Here is a 20,744-nt window from a genome sequence, read left to right on the forward strand (position 1 = left end):
ATCGGCCCGCGCGGCCAGATCCACCGCCAGCTCGTCCCTCGCCGGTGCGCCGCTGAGGGCCGACGCGACCGGACTGCGACGGGCCCTGCGCGGCGGCCCCGGCGGGACGTGGGGCCGGCTCTGTTCGGCGTGTTCGGCGCGTCCTTCTGGGTTGCGGCAGCCTTTCCCGCCGTCGCCGGGACGGGCTTTCCGGCCGGGGCGCCCGAGGCGACGACGATGAGCGGGCACGGGACGGCCCACATGGCTGCGGGGATGATCGGTTACCTTGCTCTGTGCGCCGCGTTCGTCGTCCTGGTCCGCCCGCTCGCCGCCCGCGGCCTGAGCCGCTGGGCCGTCGAGCCGCGCGTCGTCCCTGTGGCCGTGCTCGCCGGATTCATGGCCTCGGCCTTCTCCGTCCTGGCATTCACCGCAGGCGCAGGGCTCGGCCTGCTGTGGCTGAGCGCGGTGACAACCCGCCTGGCCGCCGCTCCGGCCACCCGCTGACCGACCACGGAAAACATTCCTACGTGAAACGGAGACACCGATGACCGGCGCCGTGAAGGGTCCTGCCAGCTACTTCCCGTCCATCGAGAAGAAGTACGGCCGCCCGATCGCCGAGTGGAAGGACCTCATCCGCTCTTCCCCGCTGACCAAGCACATGGAGCTCGTCAACTGGCTCAAGTCCGAACACGCCCTCGGCCACGGCCACGCCAACGCCCTCGTCGCCCACACCCTCGCCGAGGACAGCGGCAAGTGAACAGGGCGGCACGCTGAGGCCGGCTCCTTCGCCACCCTCCGCGATGGCGCCTGCACACGTGAGGGATCGGTCCCGTACGGCCGCCCTCTCAACTGCCCCGGTAGCCCAGGCGTAGGTGGCCTTCTGACCGGCCTCGGGCCGGCCGGTAGCCGAGGGCGGTGCGCGAGGAGCGACTCCGACCCCCATGCGAACGTTCGGTGGGTGCGGTTCCGCGAGGCGGGCCAGGTATGTCGTGGGGGTTCGGTGCGGCCTGCCCCGGTGGTAGCGGGCGCGGAACTCCTCCTTCCCGGCCCCGGTTCCAGTACGGTGACCATGAGCCGGAGATCCCCGAGAGGCGGTGCTTCATGAGCGCGCAGGATGGTGCGGCACGCCCGGTGCCTGCGGGTATCGCGAACAGCCTTTCCGGCAATGTGGACGGGCAGTTGGTCCAGGCCGGAGTCGTGTACGGGGGCATCACCTTCCAATACCAGGAAGGGCCGGCGACGGCGGAGGGCCGGCGCCCGGATCAGGTGCCGCGGCCACCAAGAGGGTTCGTGAACCGTCAGCAACCCCTTGCCGAGTTGGACGAGTTATTCGCAGCCGGTGAATTCCCGGGCTGTCCGATCGGCGTCTTCAGCGGACTTCCCGGAATCGGCAAGACGGCCGCAGCCTGCCAATGGGCCCACAACAATCAGCTTCGTTTCCCCGGAGGCCAGCTCTTCATCGATTTTGCCGGGCTGCGCGCCGCTGCCGGCGGGGATGTCTCCGAAGCGCTCGCCATCTGCCTGCGTGCCCTGGGCGTACGAGATCAGTTCCTTCCGACGGGCCTCGCCGACCGGACGGCTCTCTACCGGGACCTGTCCGCCAAGCACAGGCTGCTGGTGGTGCTGGACGACGTGACGCGCCCCGCACAGGTCACGGCCCTCCTGCCGCAAGGTCCCGGCAGCGCGATGGTGGCGACCAGCACCTGGCGGATGGGCGAGCTCATCCTCGATGGAGCGGCGCTGCTCCAGCTGGACGTCCTCGACGCCGGCAGCGCCCTGGAACTGCTGTCGAACATCTGCGGCGCCCGGCGGATCGCGGACGAACCGGATGCGGCAGACCGGCTCGTCGAACTGTGCGGCGGACTGCCGCTCGCTCTGCGCATCTGTGCCGCGAAGCTGCTGACCCATCGCCGGCTCACCATCGGCGCGCTGGTCGCCGCGCTGACCGACGAACAGAGCCGCCTCAGCCACCTCTCCGTGTCCTCAGCCCACGAGGAGCGCACCGTGTCCGCAACCCTCGAAGTCGCCTACCGGGACCTTCCCGAAGCCGCCGCCCGCATGTACCGCGTCCTGGGACATCTGCCCGGCCCGAGCTTCGACACCGCCGTCGCGGCGGTGGCTGCGGGACTGGCCACGACGGCCGAGGCCCAGGAGGCACTGGACGTACTGGAGACGGCCAGCCTGCTCTCGGTGACGGACGACCACAGGTACACCCTGCACGGCCTGGTCCGGCTGCACGCCAGGGATGTCGCCCGTGCCGTCGATGCGCCGGGAGCGGAAGGGGAGACGGTCCGCCGGGTGACCGGCCACTACCTTGTGCTGACGACTTCGGCGGACCTGGCGGTGCGAGCCGACCGGCTACGGATCGCCCAACCGGCGCCTGCGGATGCCGGCTCCGGCCCGGGGGCCGGCCTCGGACCGTTCGCCGGGGCAAGCCATCCCGACCGTGACGCGATCAGCTGGCTGGAGGCCGAGCGGGCCAACATCCTCGCCGTTCTCCGGGCCGCGTCCGGCTTCGGCCTGGACCAGCACGTGTGGCAGATGGCCGAGGCGTTCACCGTCCTGTTCTTCCGTCACCGGCACCTCGCGGACTGGCGGGAGTCCCTCGTACTGGGCGCCGATGCGGCCCGCCGCGACGGCAACCCGGCTGCGGAGGCCCGGCTGCGCAGCCTCCTGTCCCGACCGCTGCTCGGACTGGGACGGGATGCCCAGGCGAAGGCGGAACTGGACAGTGCCGAGCAGCTTGCCGTGGAGTCGGGGAATCCGGCCCTCCAGGCGTCCGTGCACGAGTTCCTCGGCCGTTACTGGGACGCGCAGCACGATCCCGTGCGAGCGGTTGACTCGTACCGCGCCTCGTTGGCGCTCAACGCCGAGGCGGGGGAGGAGCGGGGCGAAGCCCTGGCGCGTTACTTCCTCGGCTGCGCGCAGAGTGCGGCCGGAGACCACACCACGGCTCTCCTCGCGCTGTCCCGGGCCCGGGACGAGTTCCTCGCTCTGGACGATGCGCCGCTGGCCGCGCGGACCCTCGCCGACATGGGCCGCGTGCTCCTGCGCACCGGTGTCCGCGGAGAGGCTGCGACCGCTCTCTCCCAGGCTGTGGACGAACTGCTTCGCTGCGACACCTCGCACTACGAGGCGCAGGCGCTGGAAGACCTGGCGGATCTGCTGGAGGACCCGGAAGCCGCCAAGGACTGTCTGCGCCGGGCCCTCGTGATCTATGAGGAGGGCGGCAGCCCCCGGGCGGCCGCGGTCCTGGCCCGGCTCAGCGTCGACTGATCCCCAGGTGGCGGTACGGGGCCGAACAGCAGCCTCTGGCGGCGCGTGCCGTGGACCACGGTCATCGCGGCGGAGTCCAGGGGCATACCGAGGCGCAGGCACGCGTAGACCGCGGCTGCGGCCGTGCCGGGATCGGGGCCCGGCTCCTGCGTCGTACCGACGCTCACGGCCCGTCCGTCGCGCACCCCGACGACGCAGCGGCCGTCCTCCCCGGGCACCGCGGCGATCCGGGCCCCGGGGAAGTCGGCCAGCAGGGCGGACACGCGCTGCCGCCCCGCCTCGGCCGTGAGGACTTCCGACCCGGAGCAGATGACGGTGGCGCTTTCGACGAGGCGTGTGTCGGGTTCGTCGACGTCGCACGCCAGGTGCCAGAACGCGGACTCGCCCTCCGCTGTCTCACCGGCGAGCGCGGCGGGAAAACGATGTACCTCAATCCGTGCTTCGCCCTCGGGATCTCGCGCCACTGAGGTGTGCACCATCAATGACCGCGCCCGGGCGGTGTCCAGGGCCGGGATCGGGAAGGCGCGTGGGCCGCGCCCCGTATGTTTCGGCTGGGGCAGGTCCAGGAGGCCGTAGACCAACTCCCGGAGCTTCGGCAGGGCTTGACCGGGCTCGGCGAAGGCTGCCGCGGTGACCGAGGCGAACCGGTCCCGCCGGTGGTCGGCCGCGGCCGCTCTCAACTGCGGTAGCAGCGGGCAGCCCGCCTCCAGGCGTCCGGCCGCCGAGCGAAGCGCGTACCCGGCCGTACCGGGAACGGCCTCCGAACCGAACGCGCCCAGCAGTACGGGGCGGCCGAGCGCCGCTCCGTACAGCGTCACGGATCCGTGGTCGCCGATCACCAGATCCGAAGCGACCAGGGCCTGCTGCCAGCCGTCCGTGGGGTCGACGGCGATCAGGCCCGCCTCCAACGCGGTCCGCTGCATGACCCGGACCTGCCAGTCCCCGTGTCCGGACCAGACGTTCGGGTGCAGCACGAGTGCCACCCGGTACTCGTCGGTGGGGAGCTGGGCCAGCAGGTCCGCCGGCAGCCCCGGCCAGGACCCGGCCAGCGACTCCTCTCCCCAGGTCGAGCTCACCAGGACGAGGTGCGTGCCGGGAGCGACGCCGAGGGCCGCTCGGTACCGCTCACGCCACCGGGCGCTCGCCCGGAGCCGGTCCAGGCAGGGGTCGCCCACCAGTACCGTCCTGCCGACTGTGCCGGGGTGGGCCACTGCCAGCTGCGATTCCTGGTCGGGGTGGGAGATCGCGAGCCAGGCGCGCCGGGCGGTCAGCAGGTCGTCGTGGACCAGCCCGGAGAGCCGGGTGCCCGGGCCGGCCGAGTCGGGGACCTGTTTGTGGAAGCCGACGCCGTGCGGAAGGACCACCACCGGGTAGTCGCCGGGCGGGACCTTGACGTTTTCGGAAGCCGAGATCAACAGGTCGGGGGTGATCTCCGCGAGCTGGGACCACGGGAGGGTGCGGCAGCCCCGCGAGCGGAGCAGATCGAGTACGCCGTTGTTGAAGGCCGACGTGGGGTCGTACGCGAACACCACGGTGATGCGCGGATCGTCGTGCACGATCTCGGGCATCACGTCCAGCACGCGTACCAGTGACGTCACCGTCCGCGCGGCGGCCACCACCGTGCGCTCGGCACCGAAAGTCCGCCAGCGTGCGGCGGCGGGGCCCACGGGGACGAGAATGCGCTCGTCCGAGTCCATCGCGTACCTCCGCCCAGGCGCAGGATCGCACACAACCAGGCTATACGGGCTCCCGGCTCCCGGCTCCCGGCTCCCGGCTCCCGGCTCCCGGCTCCCGGCTCCCGGCTCCCGGCTCCCGGCTCCCGGCTCCCGGCTCCCGGCTCCCGGCTCCCGGCTCCATTCTGCTAGCGCATGTGTCGCCGTGAGGCAACCGTTTCACCTTTTCTCCCTGGTTGGCTCGCTACCGGGTGGGGCACCTGAAACTGTCGGCAGCTGGTGCCGCGGTGAAAACGAGCCAATCACACGTGTCCCGGTCGTCAGGAGCGCCTGCGGAGCAGCCCCTGCCGGGGCTCGGGCCCGGACGGGTCGGCGTGTCCGGCTACTCAGGGTCCGGGTTCCCCGTGCCACGGGTCATGTTGAAGGTGAGGTTGGAGAAGTCGCGGCCCTGGACGACCGGACCATTCTGAACGCCCCCCGAGACGCTGTTGTGCACCTCACCACCCCCGGCGACCTGCGCACTGCGCCACCACTCATCGAGGCGCACGCGGAAGTCCTCGTCCAGAGCCGCCCGTACCTGCAGTGCCGTCACAAGTGCCTGCGCCCGGTTCGGATCACTGCTGTCGTCCTGCAGGGCGGCGAGCTCCAGCTCGCCGGAGCTGACCCGGGGCGCTCCGTCCCGGGTGGGCTCCGGAACCGTCCCGCGCCGGAACGGGCGCCTCACCAATTCGGTCAGCCCGGCCCATGCCTGGCGGCCGGCCTCACTGCCCACGCTCCCAGCCAGTGCTGCGAGCGCCGCTGCCGTGATCGGGTCCATGCCGGGTTCCCTTCGTTGGCGTCCTGGTTCTACACCCTAGGCCGAAGGAGTGGGGGAGGGGGTTCTTCCGCCACATGCCCGACTGGCTGAGCGCAATGTCTCATTTCTTCCATCAGGGATGCGCGCCGACCACTTTCAACGGGGACCGGCCGCCGAGGGCCCCGGGCGGCGCCGGCCGGAGCAACGCCTGCCGGAGGAGCACCGGCGCCCGACCGTGCCGCTGGAGCGTCGTGGCGGAGGCGGACCAGACGGTCTTGTGGGCTCTCCACCCGCAGGCGGATGCCTTTCGTTCAGGCAGCGCGAGCCGCAGGATTCGGTCGCCCGCGCGCTCGAACTTGTGGCGCGGTGTGTGCTCCTCGGAGCCGGTGACCGCCGATGCGTGCACGTTCTCCTCGATCGATATCTCGCAGAGGTTCCGCTTCTGCGATGCCGTCATTGCGATTGAGCGATGCAAGACTGGCGGCGGCGCCCTGTCCGGCGGCGCCCGGCTGCCCGCCCCCGGTGACGTCTCCCCGCGCGAGGACGGGCTCTGACCAGGAGCCGGTCGGAGGCCGATCCCCGCGACCGAGCGGCATTCCCCGCGACCGAGCGGCATTCCCCGCGGTCCCCCGCTCGATCGGTTACGCGAGGGGCACGGCAGTAGCTCACAAGGCAGCTGAGAGCACCTTGATCGCAAAGGGCCGATAGTCGTCATCGCTCACCTGCGCGTCGTACCCAAGCGCCCCCAGCATGGCCAGAATCGCCGATGCCATCTGCTCGTGAATACGGCCCGCCGCCGCGATCACCGGGTCATCAAATCGCTGCCCCCGCAGCGCCTCGATCGTCGCTTCCCGGAGAGAGGGGTGTACCTCCCAGCAGAGCCAGATGCCGCCTGCGGCGTCGTCGAATTCATCCGCTTCGACTCTCAGACCGCCGGCCGATGTCCCTCCACGCGGATTCTCCTGGTCAATTATGACGAGCCCAGATCGGACCAGATCCGCCGCAACCGCTGCGGCGAGCTTCCGGAGGCGGTTGACCTCGCTCGGCGCGAGTGGCCGCAGCCCCCATTCGTTCACCTCTGTCACGGCCGACACGGTACAGCCGAGGTCGGTGGAGCGGCTTTGGGCGGGAGCCGCCATGGGGTGAGAGATCGGGCACCCGTAAGCCGCCCGCGACTCGGGGCAGTCTCCGGGTCTGCCCGCGATAGCCCGATGTGGGCCCCCGGTCTTCGAGGCTCGCCCCGTGGTGGCTTCCTGAAGCCGCGGAGCGGCAGCAGGAAGCCGCGAGCGGGCTGGATGGCCTCGTGCGGGCCGCCCGCAGCCACAACTCCATGGCCCTGCCACGTAGGCTGCCGCCGTTGGCCAATGCATCAGAGTGGGGGAGCGGGCCGATGAGTCATGTGACGGATGTCTTCCAGCCACTCCAGGCGGCCGACCCGCCTGTGGTGGGTGGCTACCGGCTCGCCGCCCGGCTGGGCGCGGGTGGCATGGGCCGGGTCTACCTCTCGCACACGCCGGGTGGCCGGCCAGTGGCGATCAAGGTGGTACGCCCGGAGCTGGCGGACGACCCGGATTTCCAGCGGCGGTTCGGCCGGGAGATCAGGGCAGCCCAACGGGTCCGCGGGGCGTACACCGCTGAGTTGATCGACGCCGATGCGAACGGTGAACCACCCTGGCTGGCCACGTTGTACGTGCCCGGACCGTCGCTGGCGCAGGCTGTGGCCCGGCGTGGTCCGCTGTCGGTGCCCGCCGTGCTGTGGCTGATGACGGGGATGGCCGAGGCGTTGCAGGCCATCCATGCCGAGGGCATCGTGCACCGGGACCTGAAGCCGTCGAACGTCCTGCTGGCCGCCGACGGCCCACGCGTGATCGACTTCGGCATCGCGGTGGCAGCTGACGGAACCTCCTGCACGGCGACGGGACAAGCGGTCGGCACGCCCGCGTACATGGCCCCGGAGCAGGCGTCCGGGACAGAGGTCACGGCGGCGGCCGATGTCTTCGCCCTCGCCCAGACAGCGGCGTTCGCGGCGTTGGGCAGGCCGCTCTACGGTGATGGTCCCGGCGTCTACGTGCTGTACAGCATTGTGCACTCCGAGCCCGACCTGTCTTCGCTGCCCGAGCCCCTGCGCCCGCTGTTCGCCCGGTGCCTGGCCGCTGATCCGGCGGAGCGGGCCACTCCGGCAGAGGTCCTGGAGTGGTGCCGGCAGCGGCTGGGAACGGACGCCGACGCCGGCGGGGCACCGGCCGTGTGGCGGGAGATCGCCGGGCAGGAGGTCGTGGTTCCGCCACCGGTGCCGGACCCTACCCCGGTGCAGCCGCAGCCGCTGATCGGGTACCCGCGGCCCCCGGCAGGGACGCTGCGGGCGGGGGCCGCGGAGCGGAAGGCCCGCAGGCGGCGCACCGCACTGATCACGGCCGCCGGCCTGGCGGGTGGCGCGCTCCTGGTGATGGCCCTGGCCTGGACGGTCCTGGACGCGAAGAGCCGGGGCGATCACCGGGATACCGCCGGCTCATCGGCGTCTGCCACGCGATCGGCCACACGGTCGTCGGCTTCCGTGCGGGGCTCCTCGTCGGACTCCGGGGACGCCGCCGACTCGGCCGACCCCGCGGACTCGGCGGGCTCTGCGGGCTCGGCGGCTCTGGGGACCGGTGAGGACACAGCCGGTGCTTCGTCGTCCTCCCCGGCCTCGCCCCGGGAACCGCGGCCCGAGCCGTACCCCTTGGTCATGCTGCACCCGGAGAACTCGGTGAACCTCAAGGATCCGTCCGAGGAAGCGAAGGGCCGCACGGGGGACATACGGTTCGGCTGCCGGTCGACCGGTTGCGAACTGGAGAGCGACAAGAGCGTCTTTCTACCGCTGTACGGCAAGCCGGGCGGCACGCTCGACGACTGCCGTTGGCTGCTCGAGTCCGCAAAGAACCACCGACTCCCGCTCGCCGGCGTAGCGAACGGGAGCGAAATCTGCATCAAGGGCCCGGAGGGGGACATCGCGTTGTTCGTGGTCACGACGAAGTCGACCGCCCTGCCGGACAGTGCCTTCCTCCAAGGCGACCTGACGATCTGGCGAGGAGCGGCCCAGGTGATCGATTAGGCGTGTGCGTGTCGATCGGTCCGAACGGAGGGCCGGTGGCGTCGAGTCACGGGCGGGATGAGGCCCACGTGGCGGCGGCGGAGCCTCCAGCACATGGTTGGTGGAAGGGGAGCGCGTTGCGCAGCACGTCGGTGTTGTGCCCGCAGCCCACCTCAGCGCGAGCTCTGGCGGTGAGCTGGACACCGGCACTGCTCGGCCAACCTCGCTTCAGGTAAGTCAGGTAAGTCAGGTAAGTCAGGTAAGTCAGGTAAGTCAGGTAAGTCAGGTAAGGACGCGCGTGACCATCCAGTATTCGTCCTCCTCGGACGTGACCGCGCACAGATGGCGACCGTCCGCCGACAGCGCCAGAAACTCCGGCGAGCCTGTCGCGCTGGCCACGCGAGACGGCAGTCCTGTGTCGCCGGGGTCCTTGACGAGGACCCACCCCACAGAACTGCCGCCCCGTCCTGGCGGCACGATGAGGAATTCCCCCGCACCTGACACCAGAGGCAACCTGGAGGTCTCGGCACGCCACTGACGATTCAGCTCCGCCATGACGTCGGGGCGCGACTCCGGGACCGTCACCGTCGGCTTGACCTCGGCCCCCGTCACAGCGTGGATGGCGGTCAGGACGGCAGGCACAGGACAGGGGGCTTCCCTCCCGATGGCCCGCAGCCCACACGCTTCGAGGGTGCGCTGCCAGGCCGGTGTCTCCGCGCTGGAAGCAGCTTCCATGTGATTCCTCTCCCGGACGCTCCAGGCCGGCTCGCCATCAGTTTCCTCCGTAGAAGAAGTGGTGGTCGCCGTGGTCCGGGCCCTGCTGCCGTGCGTTGCCGCCCTTCGACGGCGGTGCGTCAGTTCTGTGCGGTGCCGTCCCCCGCCTGCCCTGCGCCCTTGGCCGCGCCCTCGGCTGCGTCTGCCTTCTCGCGCATCTTGCGCACCAGCTCCGCCTTCCGGTCGGCGGCACCCTTGCGGTCGAGGTTGCGGTGCGGACCGTTGTTCTGCCGTTCGGCGCGGGACAGCCTCTTGCGCTTGCCGCCGCCCATGCCCACGGGGTTGTTGATGTTCTTGCTCACGGTCATGGGTTCTCCCGAAAAGGTCTGAGGTGATCTGCGGATTCCATCGGTGGGGGACGGGAACGCCGATGTCAGCGGTCACCAACACACTGGTTCCATGGAGCACCGGGCCCATGGAACCCGGCGCACACCCAGGGACAGCCAGGTCATCGCCCACCTATGACCGGCCCGACAAGCGACACGAACCGTCGCAGAAGCCGATGGGCGGTCACGAAAGCCCGAGGTCGGGGCGGGACCAAGACAGCGACGACACGTGAATGGTACGCGCCAAAGAGTTCTGCACCACAAAAGAAGCCCCCTGCTGCGCGGCAGCCTGGGGCTTTTAATGAGCGGGTGACGAGAATCAAACTCGCTCTCCGAGCTCGGGAACCAACGGTTCCTGAACGGCTGTACTGGTCTGACCTGCATGTTTGGGGGGATCGGTCGAGGTTGGCGTGGTCTCTGGGCGCCGTACTTGACCGCTGTTGTCCGCTCCGCTGGGCACAAATGGGGCACGGTGGTGCCATTGCGGCGGAACCTGCCAAGTTGGATGCTCTGGGTGGGCTGGTGGGCCAGAGAGGGAAATGTTCCCACAAGCGGTTCCCGAGCGGAACGGCTCGACTGGGCGACGCACAGGGCGCGGCACCGGAGTTCAGCCAGGCCCGCGCCCTCGTTTCCCGAACCATTGATCCTGCGACCTCGACGCGCCCTGATCGTCTTCAGACTGGAGTGGTCTGCGGCTGCTTCTGGTCAGCCGGCGGTTGCCGCAGGAAGAGGCCGATCAGGAGAACGAACGCGGCGAGGGCGGTGAGTGTGCGCAGGTTGTTGAGGAGTTCCCAGCGCCGCAGGATCTCCGCGTGATCGGCCGGGGCCGAGCTGAGCGCCCATTCCTTGATCCGGCCGTTGATCGGAACATTGCCGAGACGGGTGATCAGGAAGGACGCGAGAGTCAGCAGACCTGCCGAACCCGCGATTACCCGGGCGCGGCCGCGTGTCAGCGTCGCGAGAGCGAGGGAGCTCAACGTCGACACGGCCATCGCGGCCTGCATGGTGATGCCGTTCATCTTCATCAGCTCGGCGTGGAACGACAGCCGCATGTCGAGCGGAACCGCGTTGAAGGTGGGGACGAGGTTGGCCGCGCCGTAGCCGAATGCGCCGGCGAGGAGACCGGTAGCGAGCAGGGCGAGCGCCTGGAGGAGGCGGAGACGCATGTTCGTCACCCCTGCGTGGCGACGAAGCGGTCGCGCGGTTCGCCGTGGAGGTGCCCCGGTGGGAGCCGTCGGCCGTACGCGAGCAGAAGGAGATCTTGTGCGGCGCCGGACAGGGGCGTGCCCGTGCCGAAGGACCAGTCGAGGTCGTCGGCGCGGAGTTCGATGCCGCTCAGGTCGGCGCGGAAGAACTTGAGGGTCCTGGCGTCGATGCTCCCCAGGAGAATTCGCACGCGCTCCTCGGGAACCCGGCGGCCGAAGCCCAGAGCGACCGTGATATCCAAGCCGTGGACCACGTCGTGGCCCAGGGCCGCCTCGATCCCGCCGACCGGCGGTTTCCAGGGGTGGTCCGCGTTGTCGCCGAGGAATGCGGCGAGCTCCGCCGTTGAATGGGTGGCCGCGTCCTTGTGGGCGCACCGGCTGGTCATCCGGTGGAGGCTGCCTCGCGCCTTGATCAGTTCCCGCGCCATTTTGGGGAGCGAGTACCGGAACCCCATCGTCATGTGGGCTGCGACCTCCCGTACCCGCCAACCCTCGCACAGGCTCGGAGCGTCCCACTCCTCGGCCGACAAGCCGTTCAGCACGGCCGCCAGCTCCCGGCGTTCGGCTGTGATCGCGGCTTTGATGTCCGCTACTGGTGTTCGGTGCGACGTGTTCCCCATGGCCTCTAGGCTCTCGGCAATCTCGTCATAAGTCCAAAAGTTTGCATGTCTCGCAACTAGAATGATCAGTTATGGATATTCGGCAGCTGCGGTACTTCGTCACGGTCGCCGAGGAAGCCAATTTCACCCGCGCGGCTGCCCGTCTGCACCTGGCGCAGCCGGGAGTGAGTGCACAAGTTCGTCAGCTCGAAAAGGAACTCGGGCACCCGCTGCTCGACCGCTCCGGCCGGTCAGTGACCTTGACGGAGGTGGGTGAGGCCGTACTGCCGTACGCGCGTGCCGCGCTCAGTTCCGTCGAAGCGGTACGGCAGATTGCTGACGAGTTCACCGGATTGCTGCGCGGTCACGTCACCCTCGGCCTCGTCTCGGGCGCAGCCGCGGCAACCCAGGAGTTCGACCTGGCCGCCGTGCTGGCCAGCTTCCACGAGGACCACCCCCAAGTCGAGATCGCCCTGACCGAGGACACCTCGGAGCGGATGCTCACTGCACTGAATCGCGGGGAGCTCGACATAGCCGTGATCGGACTCGCGGACGAGGAGCCCCCGCCGGGCATCTCCGCCCAGCTCCTGGTCGATGAACCCCTGGTCGCAGGCGTCGCCCCGGACGACCCGGTCCTCACGCCCCCGGAGCGCACGAGCATTCCGTTGGCCGAGCTTCGCGGTCGTCCGCTGATCAGTCTGCCGCGTGGCACAGGACTGCGCGGGGTACTCGACCGTGCGTGCGGGCAGGCGGCGTTCCAGCCCCGCATCGCCTTCGAGGCCGCCGCTCCGCTGTTCCTCGCACAACTCGCCGCCCGCGGTCTCGGCGTGGCGGTGATTCCGGCCCTCCCCGCCGGTGCGGCGGCGGCCTTCGGGCTGCGGACACTGGAGATCACCGAGCCGCGGCTACGCGGCCGGGTCGCTCTGGCATGGCGGACGGACGGCCCCTCCAGTCCCGCAGCCACCGTCTTCCTGGACCTGCTACGTACAAACCTCACCGCGCCGGGTGAGGGCACCGGAGCTCGAACTGACGCGCCGTGAAGGCGGTTACGGCACGCGAATGGCCACGAGCCCCGAGAGGTCTGGACAGCAACAAAGGTCCTGGTCTCTGACCAGGACCTTCACCAAAGAGCGGGTGACGAGAATCGAACTCGCGCTCTGAGCTTGGGAAGCAGCGGTTCTTGGACAGTCAGAGTCGACCTGACCTGCGGGTTCGGCTTGAGGTGCGAGGTCGGTGTGTGTTCCCTGTGTACCGTACGTGACCGCTGTTGTCCGCTCTGAAGGGCACAGATGGGGCACATCGGCGGCAGATCATCAACCTGAGTGTTCTGCGCTGGAGCGGGCGGGTGACGGGAAGCGGGGGCCGCCGTGGTGCAGACGCTGTGGTGGCGCAGACGTCAGGCCCGGAAGGCTTCGGCGACGAAGCAAGCAAGCGGCGGTGCAGGGCCGTGAGATTCACGCATGGCCCGGGCGATGTCGGCCGGCTCGTCGAAGGCGCGCTCCGAGACCTCACGGACATGCAGGCTGACCAGTGTGGGCCACAGACCGACGGGCGCCTTGGCCGAGGTGCTTGACCTGCTGCCGCTCCTCCGTGCAGCACGCAGCGGCACGGCTGCTGCGCGGGAGATGCAGGACCAGGTGTCGTGGAGCTCCTCGGACGGGCGTGAAGGGGGCGCCGTCGGCGGCACAGCGACTACGGATGGGGGGCGAACAAGGGGCGGGTGCCGTCGATGCGGGGAGGCCGGGGGCGATGGTATCGACGTAGGTCACCGGGTTCGGTTCGGATCAGGGCGGGGGAGAGGCCCGGCTCGAGGGCGTGGGGCAGCGGCGGTTGCTGAGGAGTCGCCGACCAGGCGCAGGCGAGTTCTGGACAGGCACGGCCGCGGTGTGCGCAGAGGCAGCTGAGGTGGGAGGGGTGTGAAGGAACAGTAGTCGGCATGGCTGCGGCTGCAGCTGCTGGTTTCGCGCTGCGCATCACACGAGCCTCTGTGCCCGGCGGCAGGTGAGGCGGGCACCGAAACGGCTGACCGACAGCGTTCCGCCGGGCTGTACTTCTGGGACAGTGGGCATCGGATTTCGAACCCGCCACGCCGTCGGGCGCAAGCCCTGGCGTTCTGCGGAGCCGCAGGAGGACTGAGCCCGAGCGTCTGCGGCACGCGGAGGGCAATCGCACTCAAGTACCGGATCGCACAGGCAGTACCGACCTCATCAACAGGAGGCACGCCCATGCACGTCCGCACCTCACATCTGTCGAGCAGACCCGTCCGGGCCGCGATGCTCGTTCTGGGCATGGTGGCCGCTCTTCTGGCCGCAGCCCTTCCCGTAGCCGGCCCGGCACACGCCGCCGTTCCCGACCGCTGGGGCTTCGCGTACCTGGACAACGCGACGCCGCCTCCGGGCTACGCGCCCGATCCCTCTCGACAGTGGGGAAGCTGGTCCTCACCTTCCGCCAACCCCGTGAAGGTTGACCAGATCGGTCTCGGTTCGTACGTGGTGCACTTCCCGCTGATCGGCGGCCCGGGTGGCATCGCCCACGCCACCGCGGTGAACAGCGTCGCCCACTGGTGTCAGATCGCTGACTGGAAGACTGTGGGATCTGGTCAGGACGTGTACGTGAACTGCTACCTCCCCAGCGGTGCACCGGACAACTCCACCTTCACGGTTCTCTACACGAGCAGCAGCGGCTTGCCCGCCACGCCCTCCGGCTCGTACGGCTACCTGAATTCGGACAGCAGCGGCACCGTACTCACCCAGTACAACTCCGCGGGCTCCACCAACGCGGTGAGCAAGGGCTCGGCGGGCATCTGGAAGGCGTGGCTTCCGTCTCTCGGGTTGTCCGGCTACGCGGGCGATCTCCAAGTCACCGCTGTCGATCCACGGCAGGGAGCGCGGTGCAAGGTGTCGGACTGGACGCCGGGGACGGCGGGTCAGACCGTGATCGTTGCCTGCTACGACGCGTCCAACAAACCGTACGACACCGAGTGGACTCTGAGTTACTCCTATCTGCGAGCGCTACACGGGCCGGCCTTTCCGCCGAAGTCCTTCGGGTATCTCTGGTACAACGGGTCGCTGCCCGCCCTGACCAACTACAACTCCAGCGGAGCCACCAACAGCCTCGGTGGCTCGGGAGCGCCCTTCACCGTCACCATGCCGTCAGTGGCCGTCCCGTCGGACACCGCGCACGTCACCGCTTACGGACGCAGCGCCGACTATTGCGGCCTGTACAAGCCCTGGGACAGGACCAGCGGTTCCGTCCGGCTCTACGTAGCGTGCTTCGACCCCGGCGGAGCGCCGGTGAAGACGCCCTTCTTCGCCGCCTACACTTCGGCGCTCTGACCTGAGGACAACCACCACCGGGGCACGGCCCCTGGAAGCGCGCGCGTCGGGCACTCCAGCAGCGCCGAACGAGTGGCACCCGGACCACGAGCGGCAGCGGGAAGTTGCCGGTTGGCTGGACCGCATGGTGCGGCCTACCGCGAAAGAGCAGTGCGACCAGCAGCGGAAGGGCCCACGGCGCAGAGGTGGTACGCGGTTTCTGAACGAGTCTGGACGATGACAGAGGCCCAGGTCGCTGACCTGGGCCTCTGTGATGGAGCGGGTGACGAGAATTGAACTCGCGCTCTGAGCTTGGGAAGCAGCGGTTTCTGTGATTGCCATGTACGCCCTGACCTGCTGATACGGCATCATTTGACCGGCACCTCTTGATGGAGTCTTCAGGAGCCTATGTCTACCGCTATTATCCGTCCGGCTGGGCACGGATGGGACGCTATTGGAGGAGGCTAAGTCCAAGGGCTCTCAGGCCCAAGCCGAACAGTCCTCCAGCGTGATCTCCGCGACGGCTGCGTCCGTAACGGCCTCAACATCCGGAATGTAGGGGCGAACATCGGGAAGCGGGGTGCAGAAGGTGACGTTCGAGGTGAGAAGGGCCTCTTCAGTATCAGCGAAGGAGAGGGATACGTACGCCTTCACCTGAGTGTCACCGAAATGCTCATGTGCCTTCCGGAGGCAGGCGCACACATATGCCAAGCACCGCCGGATGAGGAGGGGTGTGCGTTCGTGTGGTGCGGCAGGGAGGTCGTAGTCGGTCATTCCTCTCCCGTTAATCGTTGTTTCCTCAGCGAGCCGGTCGGCATAGGTATTGGACGTCTCCGGACGGAGGTCGGTCAGCACCCTCCCCCCAGAGGGAGTGACGGACCAACCGCGTTCAGCGACCTCGCGGAACATCGGAGGAATTTCCTCATCCGTCAGGTCGGAGACCTCTGTCGTCCGTAGGATTTCCCGCATCCGAGGATTGCTTCGCATACCTATCCCTCGCCGAGTGCGGCGAGCCCCTTTCTAATCCCTGCGATGAAGCCCGGACTGCTTCCGACAGCCTTCTCGATGCTGCGTGGAAGCCCTTCGAACTTTCCTGTTTCGAAGTCGTACTGGTACTTCGCGCCCTTGTTGCTCTGATCCTGGAAGTGGAGCTGCCCCGCTCGCCCGCCAGGGTCTGGGTTCTCCACGTCGATCCGGTACGGCCCATGGTTCCACAAGGTCTTGCTGGTGATTTGTGTGCCGTTGGCCCCGATCATCCCCTTGGCATCGGGGTCCTTGACACCGTAGAGCTCGCGATTCGCCTCGATTCGGCTCTCGACGACGTCAGGGTGGTAAGGGTCCTTCTTGAAGCCCGGGGAGGAGGTGTAGCCCTCGCGAAGCGGTTCGTAGGGGGCGAGACCGAGAGGGTCGCACCACTGGTGAGGGTTGGGGACGTAGGCGACCGCGTTCGGTGAGGGCTGGAGCCCGAGTGGGTCCGGTGTGAGGTATCGGGCGGTTTCCGGGTCGTAGTGGCGATGGACGTTGTAGTGCAGACCCGTTTCTGGATCGTGGTACTGGCCGGGGAAGCGCAGTGGAGTGTGAGTTGTGCTGTTCCTGGCCCAGGCGGTTGCTCCCCACAGGGATGTCCTCGTGCGCCAGGCGAGTTCGCCGGACTCGTCGACAAGTTCGGTCGGAGAACCTACGAGATCAGTGACTATGGCGAAGTATCGCTGGTCGATGATCGACTGTGCGGTGTCTCCGGCCAGGATGCGCTCGCTCTGGGCCAGCGGCCGCACCCCGTGGTGGTCCCATGTGAGCGCGACTGTGTTGGGAAGGTCCGCCGAGGTGGTGGTCTGTTCACAGAGAGTTGAGCCATCCCAGGTGAACCTGGTCTCCTCGAGCACGGTTCGCCTGTCAGCGCCCAGCCGTTGCTTGCGGGTGCGTCGCCCCAACGCGTCGTATGCGTAACGCCAGAGGGTGCCGTCCGGAGTGATCACCTCTGTGAGGCGGTCCTCGGTGTCCCAGGTATACCGCCAGGTGTCGGGTTTGCGGGACAGCCTGGTCCTTTGCCGCAGGGTGATGCGGCCGAGCGTGTCGTGCTCGTATCGGGTGTTTCCCGCGCGTGCGATGGTGGTGCCCTCGTAGACGCGAGGGCCGATGGCTGCCCCATCGGGGGAAGCTGGCCAGGAAGCTGCCGTCTGGTTGCCGGCCGAGTCGTACGCGTACGCCTCTTTCCAGTCCGCCGCTGTGACGGCGGTCACCTGGCCTGCGGCGTCCAGCTCGAACGCTCGCGCGCCACGTGTGGTGTCTTCGAGGCATAGGAGATGCCCGTCAGGTCGATAGTTGTAAGTACGGTTGATGAGAGTGCGAGCAGCGTTGCTGAAGTGCTCAGCACACAGGCGCCCCGCTTCGTCGAAGCTCGGTGTGAGTGTCAGCATCTCACCGTAGGCACGCTTCTGTTCCCGGCCGTTCGCGTCGTAGTCGAAGGCGATCCGCTGACTGCCCGTGGTGAGATGGATGAGGCGGTTTGCATCGTCATATCCGTAGGACGTCACCTGCCCCGTGGGAGTGATGCGGCGGCTACGACGCCCCAGGGCGTCGTAGGCGTACGCCATGATCCGGCCGTCGACCATCTCGGTCTTGACTCGGCCCGCTCGGTCGTACTGGTAGATCAGCTCGCTGTCCGGAGCGGTCGCCCGGGTGAGGCGCCCGGCCCTATCGTAGGCGTACGTCGTGATCTCTCCCGCAACATTCTTGCGAATCACGTGGCCCAGCTGATCGTGCTCGTAGTCGACTCTGCCACCCAGCAGGTTCGTCCGGCTGCACACCTGCCCGGCAGGGTCGACGTCGTACGAAACGATACGACCGTCGAAATCCTTCTCAGCTATGAGCCGGCCAGCCGGATCGTAGGCGTATGACCAGGTCAGCCCCTGTGGATTGACGACCTCAGTCAGCTGCAGGTCGGTGTTGTGGACGAACTCGTGGCGGGCGCCGTCCGGACCTGTACGGGCGGAAAGCAAGTCGAAGTGGGTGTACTCGAAATAGCTTGTACCGCCGATGGGGTCAGTGTGGGTGAGGCGGTTGCCTTCGCCGTCATAGCTCCAGCTCTCCACCACACCGCCGGGGCCCGTCCGGCGTGCCAGTTCACCGTCGGCCGTCCACTCGAACTTCGTGACGGCTCCCAGCGGCTCTTCTATCCGTACGGGCCGGCCGAATGCATCCAACTGGAAGCATGTGGGGGCCCCGAGCGGATCGGTTATACGGAGGGGTGAGCCCGCAGCATCACACTCGACTTCGGTTATGGCTCCCAGCGCGTTCGTGACGGAGACGTAACGGCCGTGGTCATCGTACGAGTAGCGCATGGTGTGACCGGATGGGCCAGTGAGTGCGACGCGGTTGCCGCGTTCGTCGAACTCCTGTTGCCAGCGCGTGCCGTCCGCGAGGGTGTAAGTGGACCGATGACCTGCCGCATCTCGCTCGCTGCGGAGTTTGCTGCCGTCGGGGCGGACCACGGTGGTGAGTCGTCCGCTGTGGTCATGGACGAAGGCGGTGGTGCGGCCGAGCGGGTCGGTGCAGGAGGTGAGGTTGCCGTGTTTGTCGTACGTGAAGCGTGTGGTGTGCCCGAGCGGGTCTGTGGAGGACACGATGCGGCAACGGCCGTCGATTCGGTAGCGGGTGGCGTGCCCTTGAGCGTTGGCTAGCGTGGTGAAGCGGTGGCCGGTGGCCGGCTCAGGTTCGCTGTAGTCGATGGCAACCTGGAGATGTCCGTGCTCGCCGCCCTCGGTGATAACGCGGTCGCGGTCATCGTAGGTGTAGTCGTAGCGGCGGTTGTTGGAGTCGATCCAGACGGTGAGCCGTCTGCGATCGTCGTACTCGAAGGTGAGGGTGGCGCCAGAGGGCTTGGTGATGGTCGTGAGGTTGCCGTCCGTGTAGCCGTACGACCTAACCGGGAACGCTGCCCCGGCCTTGTCCAGCAGGGACATTCCGGTAACTCGCGCCCCGACCGTGGTCAGAGCGAGGTGGTAGCCGGCAGAGTGGATCACTGCGAGGGGTATGCCGTCGTCGGTGCGGTCGAAGGTGATGGTGTTGTTGTTGCGGTCGCTGATCTCGCCGAGCCAGGCGGCGCCGTCTTCGCCTGGGTCCGTTCCGGGTGGGGCGTCGAAGTGGCGGGTGATGCCGGTGTCGGGGTCGGTGAGCCGGTAGTCGCCGGATGCGTCGCGTTCCAGGATGCTGCGTGAGGTGCCGGTTTCTGGCCGGGTGGCCAGTCCGGGTGCGGGGTGGGGGTAGGTGATCAGGCGGCCGTCGTCGGTGACGTGGATGACGCCGTTGGCGTCGATCTCCAGGTGCTCGTCGACGGTGGAGGACCAGGAGGGGCCGAAGAAGCGGCCCGCGGTGTAGCCGGATTCGACGCGGCGGGTGAAGGCGAGCGGCAGGACGCCGGGCAGGACGATGTCGGTCTGGGGCAGGAACATGCGGCCGGAGGCGAGGTCGACCGGGTCGGTGCCCTTGGTGGTGCGTTCCAGGTCGGTACGGTTGTGGGTGCCTTCGGGGGCGTCGTCGATCAGGCGGCGGGCCTTGTTCGCGTCCTGTGCGAGGTCGGCGAGTTCCTTCGCGGTGCGGGCTCCCTTGACCGCGGCTCCGCCGCCGCCGGTGGCGGCGGTGAGGACCAGGTCGGGGACGAGGCGGCCGAGCCCTTCGGCCGGATCCTTCATGAACTCGGTGACCATCTGCTTGCCCGCGCCCCAGGGGTCGTTGGCGACCTGGACGAGACCGGCGGCAGTGTTGTTCAGCGCGAGACCGTACTCGGCGGGGTGCGTGACGTTGTACGGGTCCATCGGGTTGACGGTGCGCACGAAGTTGAGGAGCCCGGCCGTGCCCTTGGCGACCCCGCCGACGAAGTGCGTGTTCATGATCTGCGTCTCGGCGAGCCCGTCGGCGACCTGATCGGCGTACTTCGGCTTCTTCGGCGCGGCGTCCCGGGCAGCGGCCACCGCGGCACGGGCGGTCTCCGCCGCGGTGTTGCGCTGCGTACGCGCCTCCGCGAGGAGCTGCTGGGCCTCCTCCATGCGCGCCTTGCCCGGGTCGGTGAACGCCCCGGGCCTGGGGGGAAGCGTGGACGGGTCGCGTTTGTCGGCGGGCAGGGCGTTGTACGTGTCGACGGCCTTGTTGAAGGTGTCGCACTTTTCCTTGTGGGCGTCCATCGCCTCTTCGGAGGCTTTGGTGCCCGCCTTCCACTTGTCGATCGCCAACTGGGCCTGCCCTTGGGCCCATTCGACTGTGCCGGCGAACGACTCCAGCGCGCCCGCGGCCTTCTCGAAGGCGTCGGCTGCCTGGAACCACTGGGGCGGCTCCACGGACACCGATTCCCGGAACGCGTCCGCCGTCTTCCCCTTGAGCTCGGAGGCATCCAGCCCCTTGAGCCCACCACCGACCTTGTCGAGCGAGCTCTGCAGGTTCTTCAGGTGCGTGGCGGTCGAGCGGATCTCGGACGGGCTGCCATAGACCAGCTTCTTCTTGTCCTCGGTCTGCCCGAGGTCCATCTCCTCGACCTCGGCGCCCATCCGGTTCGCCACCGAACGCGACTGTTCACGCACCCAGTCCGCGCCGGAGTCCCAGCCCACGTCCTCCAGCCGGTCGGCCGTCCAGTCCCCGGCGTCCTCGACCCGGTCACCGACCCACTTGGTGCCGTCCTCCACGGCGTCCTCGATGACGTCCGGTGTGAGGTCGCTGACAAGATCTCCGAGCCCCATGGA

Annotated in this window: 15 protein-coding genes and 1 pseudogene; 6 read left to right on the forward strand and 10 right to left on the reverse strand. The window is 68.5% G+C overall.

The genetic code is table 11. The features are described 5' to 3' along the window. Nucleotides 1-52 precede the first annotated feature (52 nt). From E6R18_RS00250 to E6R18_RS00260, 3 genes and pseudogenes are all read left to right on the forward strand, one after another. Nucleotides 53-483, forward strand: a pseudogene (locus E6R18_RS00250) (DUF998 domain-containing protein); the annotation flags it as partial. A 40-nt stretch (nucleotides 484-523) separates the two neighbouring features. Continuing rightward, on the forward strand, nucleotides 524-736 hold the full coding sequence (locus E6R18_RS00255) for a DUF4287 domain-containing protein (protein ID WP_136314779.1): 213 nt from the start codon (nucleotides 524-526) through the stop codon (nucleotides 734-736). A gap of 533 nt (nucleotides 737-1,269) precedes the next feature. Further along, nucleotides 1,270-3,255 (forward strand): NB-ARC domain-containing protein, encoded by a 1,986-nt coding sequence (locus tag E6R18_RS00260; RefSeq protein ID WP_240799528.1) that lies wholly within the window; start codon nucleotides 1,270-1,272, stop codon nucleotides 3,253-3,255. On the opposite strand, the gene E6R18_RS00265 is transcribed toward E6R18_RS00260, so the two are convergent. The 4 genes from E6R18_RS00265 to E6R18_RS00280 form a co-directional block, all read right to left on the reverse strand. After that, nucleotides 3,195-4,952 (reverse strand): hypothetical protein, encoded by a 1,758-nt coding sequence (locus tag E6R18_RS00265; protein ID WP_136314781.1) that lies wholly within the window; start codon nucleotides 4,950-4,952, stop codon nucleotides 3,195-3,197. The two genes, E6R18_RS00260 and E6R18_RS00265, sit on opposite strands and share 61 nt — an antisense overlap. Nucleotides 4,953-5,310: 358 nt before the next feature. Further along, a complete protein-coding gene (locus tag E6R18_RS00270; RefSeq protein ID WP_136314782.1) occupies nucleotides 5,311-5,745 on the reverse strand; it encodes a hypothetical protein in 435 nt (144 codons plus the stop codon). 112 nt (nucleotides 5,746-5,857) lie between these two features. Further along, nucleotides 5,858-6,181, reverse strand: coding sequence for a hypothetical protein (locus E6R18_RS00275; protein ID WP_136314783.1), 324 nt, complete (start codon nucleotides 6,179-6,181; stop codon nucleotides 5,858-5,860). A gap of 208 nt (nucleotides 6,182-6,389) precedes the next feature. Continuing rightward, complete coding sequence (locus E6R18_RS00280) at nucleotides 6,390-6,809, reverse strand: hypothetical protein (protein ID WP_136314784.1); 420 nt, start codon at nucleotides 6,807-6,809, stop codon at nucleotides 6,390-6,392. Between the two features lie 305 nt (nucleotides 6,810-7,114). On the opposite strand from E6R18_RS00280, the gene E6R18_RS00285 reads away from it, so the two are divergent. Further along, entirely contained in the window at nucleotides 7,115-8,815 is a 1,701-nt protein-coding gene (locus tag E6R18_RS00285; protein WP_136314785.1) for a serine/threonine-protein kinase, read from the forward strand. A gap of 261 nt (nucleotides 8,816-9,076) precedes the next feature. Here the strand turns inward: E6R18_RS00285 and E6R18_RS00295 are convergent, their stop codons facing one another. From E6R18_RS00295 to E6R18_RS00310, 4 genes are all read right to left on the reverse strand, one after another. After that, a complete protein-coding gene (locus E6R18_RS00295) occupies nucleotides 9,077-9,529 on the reverse strand; it encodes a hypothetical protein (RefSeq protein ID WP_240799529.1) in 453 nt (150 codons plus the stop codon). Between the two features lie 119 nt (nucleotides 9,530-9,648). Then, a complete protein-coding gene (locus tag E6R18_RS00300; protein ID WP_136314787.1) occupies nucleotides 9,649-9,876 on the reverse strand; it encodes a DUF6243 family protein in 228 nt (75 codons plus the stop codon). 692 nt (nucleotides 9,877-10,568) lie between these two features. Continuing rightward, nucleotides 10,569-11,060 carry a DUF1772 domain-containing protein gene (locus E6R18_RS00305; RefSeq protein WP_136314788.1) on the reverse strand — a complete coding sequence of 164 codons (492 nt, stop codon included), beginning with the start codon at nucleotides 11,058-11,060 and terminating at the stop codon, nucleotides 10,569-10,571. A gap of 5 nt (nucleotides 11,061-11,065) precedes the next feature. After that, nucleotides 11,066-11,719, reverse strand: a complete 654-nt coding sequence (locus E6R18_RS00310; RefSeq protein WP_136314789.1) for a maleylpyruvate isomerase family mycothiol-dependent enzyme — start codon at nucleotides 11,717-11,719, stop codon at nucleotides 11,066-11,068. A gap of 71 nt (nucleotides 11,720-11,790) precedes the next feature. Between E6R18_RS00310 and E6R18_RS00315 the strand changes: the two genes are divergently transcribed. Continuing rightward, entirely contained in the window at nucleotides 11,791-12,738 is a 948-nt protein-coding gene (locus E6R18_RS00315; RefSeq protein WP_136314790.1) for a LysR family transcriptional regulator, read from the forward strand. Between the two features lie 1,185 nt (nucleotides 12,739-13,923). Beyond that, nucleotides 13,924-15,033 carry a hypothetical protein gene (locus E6R18_RS00320; RefSeq protein ID WP_136314791.1) on the forward strand — a complete coding sequence of 370 codons (1,110 nt, stop codon included), beginning with the start codon at nucleotides 13,924-13,926 and terminating at the stop codon, nucleotides 15,031-15,033. A gap of 459 nt (nucleotides 15,034-15,492) precedes the next feature. Here the strand turns inward: E6R18_RS00320 and E6R18_RS00325 are convergent, their stop codons facing one another. Beyond that, nucleotides 15,493-15,921, reverse strand: a complete 429-nt coding sequence (locus tag E6R18_RS00325; protein WP_136314792.1) for a hypothetical protein — start codon at nucleotides 15,919-15,921, stop codon at nucleotides 15,493-15,495. A gap of 80 nt (nucleotides 15,922-16,001) precedes the next feature. After that, complete coding sequence (locus E6R18_RS00330; protein WP_136314793.1) at nucleotides 16,002-20,741, reverse strand: putative T7SS-secreted protein; 4,740 nt, start codon at nucleotides 20,739-20,741, stop codon at nucleotides 16,002-16,004. Nucleotides 20,742-20,744: the final 3 nt, after the last annotated feature.

It is taken from the genome of Streptomyces sp. A1277, assembly GCF_004795015.1.
GTDB lineage: Bacteria > Actinomycetota > Actinomycetes > Streptomycetales > Streptomycetaceae > Streptomyces.

What these genes read in the sequence shown, in the direction of transcription:
- E6R18_RS00325 (WP_136314792.1), bottom strand. Translation starts at nt 15,921, where the DNA reads ATGTTCCGCGAGGTCGCTGAACGCGGTTGGTCCGTCACTCCCTCTGGG.
- E6R18_RS00275 (WP_136314783.1), bottom strand. Translation starts at nt 6,181, where the DNA reads ATGACGGCATCGCAGAAGCGGAACCTCTGCGAGATATCGATCGAGGAG.
- E6R18_RS00270 (WP_136314782.1), bottom strand. Translation starts at nt 5,745, where the DNA reads ATGGACCCGATCACGGCAGCGGCGCTCGCAGCACTGGCTGGGAGCGTG.
- E6R18_RS00255 (WP_136314779.1), top strand. Translation starts at nt 524, where the DNA reads ATGACCGGCGCCGTGAAGGGTCCTGCCAGCTACTTCCCGTCCATCGAG.
- E6R18_RS00305 (WP_136314788.1), bottom strand. Translation starts at nt 11,060, where the DNA reads ATGCGTCTCCGCCTCCTCCAGGCGCTCGCCCTGCTCGCTACCGGTCTC.
- E6R18_RS00315 (WP_136314790.1), top strand. Translation starts at nt 11,791, where the DNA reads ATGGATATTCGGCAGCTGCGGTACTTCGTCACGGTCGCCGAGGAAGCC.
- E6R18_RS00330 (WP_136314793.1), bottom strand. Translation starts at nt 20,741, where the DNA reads ATGGGGCTCGGAGATCTTGTCAGCGACCTCACACCGGACGTCATCGAG.
- E6R18_RS00265 (WP_136314781.1), bottom strand. Translation starts at nt 4,952, where the DNA reads ATGGACTCGGACGAGCGCATTCTCGTCCCCGTGGGCCCCGCCGCCGCA.
- E6R18_RS00285 (WP_136314785.1), top strand. Translation starts at nt 7,115, where the DNA reads ATGAGTCATGTGACGGATGTCTTCCAGCCACTCCAGGCGGCCGACCCG.
- E6R18_RS00300 (WP_136314787.1), bottom strand. Translation starts at nt 9,876, where the DNA reads ATGACCGTGAGCAAGAACATCAACAACCCCGTGGGCATGGGCGGCGGC.
- E6R18_RS00320 (WP_136314791.1), top strand. Translation starts at nt 13,924, where the DNA reads ATGCACGTCCGCACCTCACATCTGTCGAGCAGACCCGTCCGGGCCGCG.
- E6R18_RS00310 (WP_136314789.1), bottom strand. Translation starts at nt 11,719, where the DNA reads ATGGGGAACACGTCGCACCGAACACCAGTAGCGGACATCAAAGCCGCG.
- E6R18_RS00295 (WP_240799529.1), bottom strand. Translation starts at nt 9,529, where the DNA reads ATGGAAGCTGCTTCCAGCGCGGAGACACCGGCCTGGCAGCGCACCCTC.